Source organism: Leucobacter chromiireducens subsp. chromiireducens (assembly GCF_016758255.1).
GTDB lineage: Bacteria > Actinomycetota > Actinomycetes > Actinomycetales > Microbacteriaceae > Leucobacter > Leucobacter chromiireducens.
In genome coordinates this window covers 159,560-170,307 of sequence record NZ_QYAD01000002.1, presented here as the reverse complement: position 1 = coordinate 170,307, position 10,748 = coordinate 159,560, and the positions used below count along the sequence as shown (strand labels likewise).

The window sequence follows — 10,748 nt, the reverse complement described above, 5'->3', positions numbered from 1 at the left end:
CAGAAAGCCTCTGTTCGTTTGTGGTCAGTACGACCAGTGAACGCGCAGACAGGCGAACTGACGCGGGTGTGTCTCGCGCCCGCTGTCCCCCCGTGCGCGCTGGCGCTCCCCCGAGGCCAGCACCCCTGCGCGAAACCGTTGTGCGATGCGACGATCACGATTCCGTTCGCAGGGTGTCGACGCGGCGACGCGCGGATCCGTTCTCTCCGTATGCGGCAGTGAGGCGGATCCGACGCGTCCCGCGCCACCCGGGTCGATCCCCGGGGTACTACTTAGACGTTAAAGCGCCATTCGCAAACGTCGCCGTCCTGCATGATGTAGTCCTTGCCCTCCATGCGGGCCTTGCCCTTCGCACGCGCCTCGGCTACCGAGCCGGCCTCAACGAGGTCATCGAAGGAGATGATCTCGCCCTTAATGAAGCCCTTCTCGAAGTCGCCGTGGATCACACCGGCCGCCTGGGGTGCCGTGGCGCCCTTGCGCACAGTCCACGCGCGAGCTTCCTTCGGTCCAGCGGTCAGGTAGGTCTGCAGGCCGAGGGTGTCGAAGCCGACGCGGGCGAGCTGGTCGAGGCCGCTCTCCTCCTGGCCAATCGACGCGAGGAGCTCTGCGGCGTCCTCATCGCTCAGCTCAATCAGTTCGCTCTCGAGCTTCGCGTCGAGGAAGATCGCCTTCGCGGGCGCAACGAGGGCGGCCAGCTCATCGAGCTTGGCCTGGTCCTGCAGCACACCCTCATCGACGTTGAACACGTAGAGGAACGGCTTTGCCGTGAGCATGCCGAGCTCGCGGATGGGCTCGAGGTCGATCCCGCTCAGCGAAAGCAGCGTCCCCGCGTTCAATGCGTCGGCTGCCTCCTTCGCGGTGGCAACGACGGCCGGGTCGATCTTCTTCGACTTCAGTTCCTTCTCGTAGCGCGGCAGTGCCTTCTCGATGGTCTGCAGGTCGGCGAGGATCAGCTCGGTGTTGATCGTCTCCATGTCGCTCGCGGGGTTCACGTTGCCGTCGACGTGGATCACGTCGGGGTCCGAGAATCCGCGCACCACCTGGGCGATCGCGTCTGCCTCACGGATGTTCGCGAGGAACTGGTTGCCGAGGCCCTCTCCCTCGCTCGCGCCACGAACAATGCCGGCGATGTCAACGAACGAGACCGGCGCGGGCAGGATCCGCTCGGAGCCGAAGATCTCGGCGAGCTTGTCGAGACGCGGGTCGGGCAGGTTCACCACACCAACGTTCGGCTCGATAGTTGCGAACGGGTAGTTCGCAGCGAGCGCGTCATTGTGAGTCAGCGCGTTGAACAGGGTCGACTTGCCGACGTTGGGGAGACCGACGATTCCGATAGTAAGAGCCACGAGAGCCCAGTCTACCCGGCCGGTGTCAGAGGGGTGTGCAAAGCTGAGGGGGTGCCCGTAGATTTCACCGCGATCGATTTCGAGACCGCCAATAGCCACCCGTCGTCGGCGTGCTCCGTTGGGTTGGTGCGCGTGCGTGGCGGAGCGGTCGTTGATCGTGCGGAGTGGCTCATCAAGCCGCCCGCTGGGCACGCACAGTTTTTGCCGTTCAACATCAAGATTCACGGCATCACCCCTGACATGGTCGTGGCGGCGCGCGAGTGGGCGGAGCAGCTGAGCGAGCTTCGCGACTTCATCGGCTCCGACATTGCCGTGGCGCATAATGCCAGCTTCGATATGGGGGTCATTCGAGCCGCGTGCGCCGAGAGCATCACTCCCACACCCAAGCTGAAGTACCTCTGCAGCGTGCAGGTCTCGCGAAAGACCTACGAGATTCCTTCTCACCGACTGCCGCTTTCGGCCGCCGCCGCGGGTTTTGTTGACTTCGCGCATCACAATGCGCTGGCAGACGCCGAAGCGTGCGCGGCAATCGTCACGGATGCTGCACGGCGGCATGGCGCAGACGATCTCACGCAACTGGCGAAGAGCACTGGGCTTCGGATCCAGCAGCTCAAAGCCATCCCACTGAAGCTCTAGGTGGCGGGCGCGCCCACGGGGTGATCGCACGGCAGACATTCACCCTCTTCTTGAGGATGAGGTGACTTTCCAGAGTGGGATCAGGGGTTCCTCACGGTGTCCTGTTTTGCCGCGTGTTTCCGCGGTTTTCTGGGCTCTGAATGTCAGTGGTCACTGCTTGAATGAGCACATGACCACCACCCGAGGTTCTCCCCCTGCTGGCTCGCCGCTCGCGCCGCGCCGGGCTTCCCGGGTGCGCTTCCAGAAGACCTCCGCGGCTCACACTTCTGCTCCACCCCAGCCACCGGAGTTCGATCCCACCGAGCTCTTCGCCAAAGCGTTCGCGTCCGCAACCCCGGGTGTCATCCCACCCGTGTTCTCTGTGCGGGTGGTGGATGACGTGGTCGGCATGCTGGAACAGTTCGATCGTTTCCAGAACATCCTCACCGCCGCACGCCTGAATGTTCTTTCCTTCGCGATGGAGACCGCGGTGCACCGCGCCCCTTCCGGAAGCGGCGACATCCCGTACCGGTCGTTGCGTGCCGAGATCGCGACCGCACTCCACCAGAGCGAACATGTTGTGGAACGCGATCTGAACCTTGCGAGCGCACTCACGATGCGTTTCCCCGCAACCCTGCCGCGCATGCTCACCGGAAAGGTTTCTCCCGAGCATGTGCGGGCACTTGTGGAATCCTCGGACGCGCTGGGGCTTGGACAGGACTCGGAGTCGGTGCGTGTGCGGGGCAGGTATGAGGCGGAAGTGTTGCGGCGTGCCGAGTCCCAGACTCCGCAGCGTTTGCGGCCGATCGCGCGGAAGCTTGCGCGTGAGCTCGCGAGAACCCTTCCGAAGCCGGCCCCGTTCCCGGGCGTTGACCCCACGAGCGATGACCCATCTAGTACTGACCCGGCTTCCCCGGATCCGTCCAGCACCGACCCGAGTGCCTCTGACCCGGTGAGCACCGACCCGAACGACACAGCTCCAACAAGCACCGATCCCAGCGCCACCGAACCAAACACCGGCGCTCCTGCACCTTCGCCGGAGTGTGAGCGAAAAGTGTGGGTGCGTGATCACGAGAACGGCATGGCGGAGCTGGTGGCGTTCATGCCGACTCCTGTGGCGTATGCCATTCATGATCGTCTGACGCGGCTCGCGAAATCCGCGGAAGCCACCGAGCACCAACTCACACGCACCCTCACTGGTCGCGATGATGTTTCCGCGGGTGCAGGCACCGGCACCGGCACAGGCGCCGTCACGGGTGAAGCGTCACCCGCGCACACCACGCGCACGCCACGGGGTGTGAGAGCACAGAGCGTCGCAGAACGACGGCGCATGCTCCGGGAACTCCGCCCGGGCATGAAAGGTGGGCGTCCCGGGGTGCGAGAGATCCGGGCAGGGCTCCCCAAGCGCAGCCGCGCGCAGACCCGCACGGATGTGCTCCGGGATCTGCTCCTTGCGGGTGATCCGATGCGGCTTGTTGCGGGGTCCCCGGAAGAGGCGGTGCGGGCGCACATCCAGGTCGTGGTGACCACCACAGCACCCCCGGGCACCAACTCACCGACCGGCCCTGACCCCACTGCGTCCTCGCCGCCGGAGTTCACGGACGCCGAACTCATCGGGTCCGGACCCGTCGACCCTGAACAGGTTCGTGGCTACGCAGGTCACGCGGACTTCTGGGAGAAAGTCACCGTGTCCGGTGAGACCGGGGATGTACTGAGTGTGGACCGGTACCGGCCCAGCGCGCAGATGCGCCGTTTCCTCGGGGCCCGCGACCTGCACTGCAGGTTCCCCGGTTGCCGGGTCCCGGTGAACCGCTGCGATATCGACCACACGATCCCCGCAGCAGATGGCGGCACCACATCAACAGACAACCTTGCACACCTGTGCCGGGGCCACCACACCATGAAGCACAACTCTGACTGGGACCACCGTTTGTTGCCGGACGGGACAATGCGCTGGCGATCCCCAACCGGACGCGTGTACGACGATGAACCGCCAAGCCGGGTGAGGTTCCTGAAACACGACAACACCGGAACACCACCACCATCACCGCAACCACCGCCACCACCGAAGTCATCAGCGCCGAGCTCATCAGCACCGAAGGCTGCAACACCGACACCACCGATTCGCACAGCACGACCTCTCGTGCCGCCCGGGCCAGCTGCCGACGATGATCCCGACAACCACCCGTTCTGAGTCACTGCGACATGCCGAGCGTGAACGGTCGCCCACCAATGTCCGACGTCCCTGACATCCTGAATTCATGAACCCGCTGACACTCACCCTGCTGATTGCGCTCGTTGCGCTGCTCGCCGCCGCCGTGGGCGCCGGGGCCGGCGTTGCAGTCCGGGGTCGCGCCGCACAGCGAGACCTCGCACGCGTCACCGCCGAGCACACCGAGGATGCGCAGCGAGAGATCTCGCTCGCCACCCAGCGCGCACGCCTCGACGCCGAGGCGGGAGCCCGAATCTTGCGTGAGGAACTCGCAGCGGCCGAAACCCGAGCGGAAGGGCTCGAAGCCCGGCTCCGCGACGCTCACGCAAACGCGCAGCAGCGCTCGGAACTCGACCGCGAAGAGCAGCGCGTACTGCAGCAGCTCGCACCGCTCCGCGACAGCCTCGGCAAGTTGGAGGTCACGGTTGCGACGATGGAACAGCAGCGAGCAGAGCAGCACGGTGAACTTGCACAGCAGCTCCGCCAGGCCGCACTCGCTGAAGACAAGCTGCGCGGCACGGCAGAGAGCCTTGCCGCCGCTCTTCGATCCAACAACACGCGCGGTATCTGGGGCGAGACTCAACTGCGCCGAATCATCGAGGCCGCCGGGATGCTCGAACGCGTCGACTTCGACGTGCAGCCCCAGTTCACCACCGAGAACGGGGTGCTACGGCCCGACGTTGTCGTTCGCCTCCCCGGCGGCAAGTCGATCGCCATCGACGCGAAAGTCCCCTTTGCCGCGTACCTCGAAGCACAGAATCTGGGCACGGGTGCTGCCGGGGCCACCTCCCCTGACGCGAGCGTCGAAGCGCGCCGAGGGGAACTCCTTGCCCAGCACGCACGTGCCCTGCGGGATCACATCATCGCGCTGAGCAAACGAGACTACGCATCCGCGCTGCCAGACTCGCCCGAGTTTGTCATCGCGTTTCTGCCGAGCGAGTCGCTGCTCTCAAGTGCGCTCGATACCGACCCGCTCCTTCTCGAGTACGCCTTCGAACGCCGCGTCGCCCTCGCCTCACCCGTGAGCCTCTGGGCGATCCTCAAGTCAGTGGCGCACAGCTGGCGGCAAGACTCACTCACTGCCGAAGCGCGCACGCTCTTCGACCTCAGCCGTGAGCTCCACTCCCGCATCGGGCGCAGCGCCAACCACCTCGACAAGCTCGGCCGCACGCTCGCCCGAGGAGTGCAAGATTACAATGCCTATGTCGGATCCTTCGAGCGCCAGGTGCTTCCCACCGCGCGCAAGATCAGCGCGCTCAACGGCGAGCAGATCTCACCTGAGCCGACGCAGCTCGACGTTGCAGTACGCCCACTTATGGCACCCGAGCTGCGCACGAGCGAGATGACCCAGCTCGGCAACGCTGAAGAAGACCTGTGGGCGCCGGAGGCACCAAAGGAGCGAGAAGAGCCTTCGAAAACCCCCGCCGCCGAAAGCTAAGTCCAGCGGCGTCAGCAATCGGGCCCCTCCCCCGAGCGGATGGCCACGCCGACGCGCACACAGCCAAACACACAAGTGAGGCCCCGGACTTGTACAGTCCGGGGCCTCCCTCAGGCCAGCCTCACACGAGGCAGAACGCTTAGTCCCAGCGGCTGGGGTCCATGTCGCTGATGACGTGGCGGATGGTGCCCGAGTGCGAGCGCATCACGATGCTCTCCGCACGCACGAACGGTCCGCGACGCTGCACGCCGTCGATGAACTCGGCGTCCGTGATCCCGGTCGCCACAAAGTAGCAGTTGTCGCTCGCCACGAGGTCGTTTGCCTCGAGCACACGGTTGAGATCGTGGCCGGCGTCGAGTGCGCGCTGGCGCTCCTCGTCGTCCTTCGGCCAGAGGCGGCCCTGGATCACGCCGCCCAGAGCCTTCACTGCACACGCCGTGATGATGCCCTCGGGGGTGCCGCCGATACCCACGCACATGTCAATGCGCGAATCCCAGCGGGCAGCGTTCACGCCACCAGCGACGTCGCCGTCCATGAGCAGACGCGTTCCGGCGCCAGCCTCGCGGATCTCGCGGATGAGGTCCTCGTGGCGCGGGCGGTCGAGCACAGCGACACGAATATCGGACACGTCGACCTGCTTCGCACGCGCCAGCGCACGAATGTTCTCACCGATGGGACGGTTGATGTCAACAACCCCCACGCCCTCGGGGCCGCAGACGAGCTTGTCCATGTAGAAGACAGCCGACGGGTCGTACATGCTGCCGCGATCGGCAACCGCGATGACCGAGAGTGCGCCGGGGCGCCCCTCTGCGGTGAGGCGGGTGCCATCGATCGGGTCAACCGCGACGTCGCACTCGGCGCCCTCACCATTGCCAACGACCTCACCGTTGTACAGCCAGGGGGCGTCATCCTTCTCGCCCTCGCCGATCACGACGGTGCCCTTCATGTTGACCGTCGAGAGGAAACGACGCATCGCATCGACCGCTGCACCGTCCGCAGCGTTCTTGTCTCCACGGCCGATCCAGGGGGTCGCACGCATGGCCGCAGCCTCGGTCGCGCGAACGAGCTCCATCGCGAGGTTACGGTCGGGCTGCCATTCGCCAAGCGAAACAGGTTCATTCATGCCGACCAGCCTACCGCTTCTCCCTGCCGTTCATGGCCCGAACGCGTAGACTGGAACAGCGAAGCGGTGCCCACCGGGTATCGCCACAAACGTCCGGCGCGCCGGGCGAGCTGACGGATCCGTCATCGTAGGCGCAGCCACAGCAGCACTACAACATCACACAACACGAGGAGCACACATGCCCGTCGCAACCCCGGAACAGTACGCAGCGATGCTCGACGCCGCGAAGACAGGCGGCTTCGCCTTCCCCGCGGTGAACGTTTCCAGTTCGCAGACTCTGAACGCTGCACTCCAGGGATTCGCCGAGGCCGGCTCTGACGGCATCATCCAAGTGAGCTTCGGCGGCGCCGACTACTTCGCAGGACACACCGTGTCAAACCGCGTCGGTGGTGCGATTGCGTTCGCCAAGTTCGCTGAAGAGGTCGCGAAGGCGTACGACATCACCGTCGCGCTCCACACCGACCACTGCCCGAAGCAGCACCTCGAGAACTTCGTGCTGCCCCTCGTCGCTGCGAGCGAGGAGCGCGTGGCGCAGGGCGGTCTCCCCTACTTCCAGTCGCACATGTGGGATGGTTCGGCAGTGCCCCTCGGCGAGAACCTCGACATCGCGAAGGAGCTGCTCCCCCGTATGGCGGCGATCAATGTGATCCTCGAGGTCGAGATCGGCGTTGTCGGTGGCGAGGAAGACGGCATCGCACACGAGATCAACGATCAGCTCTACACCACGCTCGACGACGCTGTCGCGACGGTCGAGGCACTGGGCCTTGGTGAGCAGGGCCGCTACCTCACCGCGCTCACCTTCGGCAACGTCCACGGCGTGTACAAGCCGGGCGGCGTGAAGCTGCGCCCCGAGCTCCTCGCAGAGATCCAGGCTGGCCTGCAGGCGAAGTACGGCACCGGCGAGAAGCCGCTCGACCTCGTCTTCCACGGCGGATCGGGCTCCTCGGCCGAGGAGATCGCAGAGGCTGTGCGGAACGGCGTCATCAAGATGAACATCGATACCGACACGCAGTACGCATTCACGCGTCCCGTCGCCGACTTCATCCTGAAGAACTACGACGGTGTTCTGAAGATCGACGGCGAGGTGGGCAACAAGAAGCAGTACGACCCGCGCGCCTACGGCAAGGTTGCCGAGAGCGGCATGGCTGCGCGCATCGCGCTGGCCGCTGAGCAGCTCGGTTCCGCCGGGAAGTCGGTGAGCGCCTAGTGTCCGAACCGCGCGACGAAACCAACACCGGCGCGACCCAGCCGGCGCAGGCGCCCCAGCAGGCACAGCCCCAGCAGCCCGCACAGTCGCAGCCGGTACAGCCCCGGCCCGCACAGCCCGAGTACGGCGAGTACGCGCCGGAGGGTTGGGAGTGGAAGCCGGAGGGCAGCGATGCAGCCCCGCAGGCCGCCGCACCGAGCAACCTCGGGGTTCCCCACAACCTGGGCGCCCCCGCGGCGGCCGGTGCGACGGGTGCCACGGGCACCCAGCCGCAGGCGCACCAGCAGCAGCAGCCGAACCAGCAGCAGGCGCAGCCGTTCACGCAGCAGCCCGGAGATCAGCAGGCCTACCGCGCGGCTGCGCCCCAGCCCGGCCCGGTGTACGGCATGCCCGGCGCCCCGCGCCCCCGCACGGGCGATCGCATCATCACGATCATCCTGCTCGTGTTCGGTGCGTTCGGTGCGCTCAGCGTTGCCCGCTCCTTCTTTGGTCTGGAAAGCCAGATCAGCCTGATGGGCACGCTCATCGGAATGGACGAGCCCAAGGTGGCGAGCTGGGTCGGCACGCTCGGCATGGTGAGCGCGCTCGTCGTGCTGCTCGTCTGGGCGCTCAACCTACTCTTCTCGATTCAGCGGATGCGCGCCCGGAAGATCACCTTCTGGGTACCGCTCGTCGCGGCAGTCATCGCGTTCATCATCGTGATGGTGGTCCCGATGATCGCCATGAACGGTGCGCCCGAGATTATGCAGCAGATTGAGGCGGATCCGAACGGGGCGCTCTCGAAGATGCTCGAGTCGCTGCAGGAGATGCAGCAGCCCTAAGCCGGCTCAGGGAGCACTCCCGCCTTCGGCAACACGGCCAGCGCCGTCGCACGCTCAATCCGGGCGGGCGGCGGCGCTTTCGTATGCTGCGGGGCAGTACCCGTCGGCGTCCAGCTCAGCGAGCTCGAAGTGCCAGTTCTCGTTCGCATAGGTCTGGCAGAGACCAAACTCGGCACCGTACTGACCGACCCAAAGTGCCGCTTCGAGGCCGCCAATGTCGACAGCGTCGCCCCGCACGTGCGCCGAGCGCTCCGGCGTATCAACCCAGTGACGAGCTTCTTCCTCGCTGCCATACTCGGTGATCGCGTCCGCGAGCAGCTCGGCCTGGTAGTCAGCGCTGCGCCACCCAGAGTTCAGCCGCAGCTCCACCCCCTCCTCGCTTGCACGAGCGGCTGCCGCCTGCACCGCCTCACGCAGCTCGGGATCGAGGCCACGGACTCCGGGGTGGTCAGCGTCAACCGCGATTCCGTTGGGGTCGTCGACAGAGCCGTTGCCGCCAAAGCGCTGCTCGGGATCCTGATCTGAGGCCTGCTGCGTGCCGAACCCGCCGCTCGACCCCTGTGCCCCGGGGGATTGCTCAGCGCGCGCCCGCTCGCCCGTCTGCAGAAGCAGCGCGCCCCCGACGATGGTTGCGACGGCAAGCGTCGCGATAATTGCAGCGATTGCGGCGTTGGCCGCGCGGGAACGATACGACATGAACATACGTCCAGTCCAGCAAGACTGGTGTTGCCACGTCGTATGCCCGGGAGCATACGCTCACGATATGCCCGCGCAGGTGTCCCGGAGGTCTCCACCGCAGGTGTCCCCGCGGGCATATCGCGTGAGCGAAACCTAGCGAACGCGACCGCCCAGCGCACGATCATCGCGTTTGCCGTTGGCGTCCTGACGGAGCTCCTTCGGCAGCGAGAACACGAGGTCTTCCTCAGCGGTGACCGTCGCCTCAACGTCGGCGTACCCGGCGTCGGCGAGATCATCGAGCAGCTCCTGTACAAGCACCTCAGGCACCGAGGCGCCGCTCGTCACGCCGATCGTGCGAGCACCCGCAAGCCACTCCTGCTGCACCTCGCTCGCGAAGTCGACACGGTAGGCCGCCTTCGCACCGTACTCGAGTGCGACCTCCTTCAGTCGCACCGAGTTCGACGAGTTCGACGAGCCAACAACCAGCACCACGTCAGCCTGCGGAGCAATCTTCTTGATGGCTACCTGGCGGTTCTGCGTGGCGTAGCAAATGTCGTCGCTCGGCGGATCCTGCAGGTTCGGGAAACGCTCGCGCAGGCGGCGCACCGTCTCCATCGTCTCGTCAACCGAAAGCGTGGTCTGCGAGAGCCACACGAGCTTGTCGGGGTTCTTCACCTCAAGTGTGTCGACGTCTTCGGGCGAGTTGACGATCGTGATGTGTTCGGGAGCCTCGCCGGCCGTGCCTTCAACCTCTTCGTGCCCGGTGTGGCCGATAAGGAGAATCTCGAGATCCTGCTTCGCGAAGCGCACGGCTTCGCGGTGCACCTTGGTGACCAGAGGGCAGGTTGCGTCGATGGCGTGCAAGCCTCGATCGTCAGCGGCCTGCACAACCGCGGGAGAAACTCCGTGCGCGGAGAACACGACGTTTGCGCCCTCGGGCACCTCGTCGACCTCCTCGACGAAGATGGCGCCCATCTTCTCGAGCGTGTTGACGACGTGGACGTTGTGCACGATCTGCTTGCGCACGTACACGGGAGCACCGAAGCGATCGAGCGCCTTCTCGACGGCAACAACCGCGCGATCCACCCCAGCGCAGTAGCCGCGTGGCGCGGCGAGCAGCACCTTTTTCTCGCCTTCCACGGGCAGGTTTTTGAGTCGGCCGACCTCGCGCCGCATGCGCGGCATCGCGAGGCTCACAACGGGGGCGCCGATGGTGCGCTGATCGGGCTGTTGCACGGTCGTAGTCATGCAGAAGATTCTACCCGCCCTTCCTCAATGCTCGCGGGGACGGCGGCAAACCCCGATCCC

At 65.7% G+C, this 10,748-nt stretch carries 9 protein-coding genes; 5 read left to right on the top strand and 4 right to left on the bottom strand.

Going from position 1 to position 10,748, the window contains the following annotated elements; all coding sequences use genetic code 11:
* Positions 1-272: 272 nt before the first annotated feature.
* Entirely contained in the window at positions 273-1,346 is a 1,074-nt protein-coding gene (ychF, locus tag D3226_RS06900) for a redox-regulated ATPase YchF (protein ID WP_202381703.1), read from the bottom strand.
* Between the two features lie 51 nt (positions 1,347-1,397).
* Here ychF and D3226_RS06895 point away from each other — a divergent pair, with 51 nt between their 5' ends.
* From D3226_RS06895 to D3226_RS06885, 3 genes are all read left to right on the top strand, one after another.
* Positions 1,398-1,982 carry an exonuclease domain-containing protein gene (locus tag D3226_RS06895; protein ID WP_202381702.1) on the top strand — a complete coding sequence of 195 codons (585 nt, stop codon included), beginning with the start codon at positions 1,398-1,400 and terminating at the stop codon, positions 1,980-1,982.
* Positions 1,983-2,151: 169 nt separating this feature from the next.
* On the top strand, positions 2,152-4,155 hold the full coding sequence (locus D3226_RS06890; protein WP_202381701.1) for an HNH endonuclease signature motif containing protein: 2,004 nt from the start codon (positions 2,152-2,154) through the stop codon (positions 4,153-4,155).
* Between the two features lie 67 nt (positions 4,156-4,222).
* On the top strand, positions 4,223-5,611 hold the full coding sequence (locus D3226_RS06885) for a DNA recombination protein RmuC (RefSeq protein ID WP_202381700.1): 1,389 nt from the start codon (positions 4,223-4,225) through the stop codon (positions 5,609-5,611).
* 139 nt (positions 5,612-5,750) lie between these two features.
* On the opposite strand, the gene glpX is transcribed toward D3226_RS06885, so the two are convergent.
* Complete coding sequence (glpX, locus tag D3226_RS06880) at positions 5,751-6,734, bottom strand: class II fructose-bisphosphatase (protein WP_202381699.1); 984 nt, start codon at positions 6,732-6,734, stop codon at positions 5,751-5,753.
* 178 nt (positions 6,735-6,912) lie between these two features.
* Between glpX and fbaA the strand changes: the two genes are divergently transcribed.
* Positions 6,913-7,941 (top strand): class II fructose-bisphosphate aldolase, encoded by a 1,029-nt coding sequence (gene fbaA, locus D3226_RS06875; RefSeq protein WP_202381698.1) that lies wholly within the window; start codon positions 6,913-6,915, stop codon positions 7,939-7,941.
* On the top strand, positions 7,941-8,762 hold the full coding sequence (locus tag D3226_RS06870) for a DUF6264 family protein (RefSeq protein WP_202381697.1): 822 nt from the start codon (positions 7,941-7,943) through the stop codon (positions 8,760-8,762). The genes fbaA and D3226_RS06870 overlap by 1 nt, the downstream gene beginning before the upstream one ends.
* Positions 8,763-8,816: 54 nt before the next feature.
* Here the strand turns inward: D3226_RS06870 and D3226_RS06865 are convergent, their stop codons facing one another.
* Positions 8,817-9,458 (bottom strand): M15 family metallopeptidase, encoded by a 642-nt coding sequence (locus D3226_RS06865; RefSeq protein WP_237462557.1) that lies wholly within the window; start codon positions 9,456-9,458, stop codon positions 8,817-8,819.
* Positions 9,459-9,593: 135 nt separating this feature from the next.
* The gene (locus tag D3226_RS06860) at positions 9,594-10,625 is read right to left on the bottom strand and encodes a 4-hydroxy-3-methylbut-2-enyl diphosphate reductase (protein ID WP_202382151.1); all 1,032 of its coding nucleotides are present in this window, start codon (positions 10,623-10,625) and stop codon (positions 9,594-9,596) included.
* Positions 10,626-10,748 lie beyond the last annotated feature (123 nt).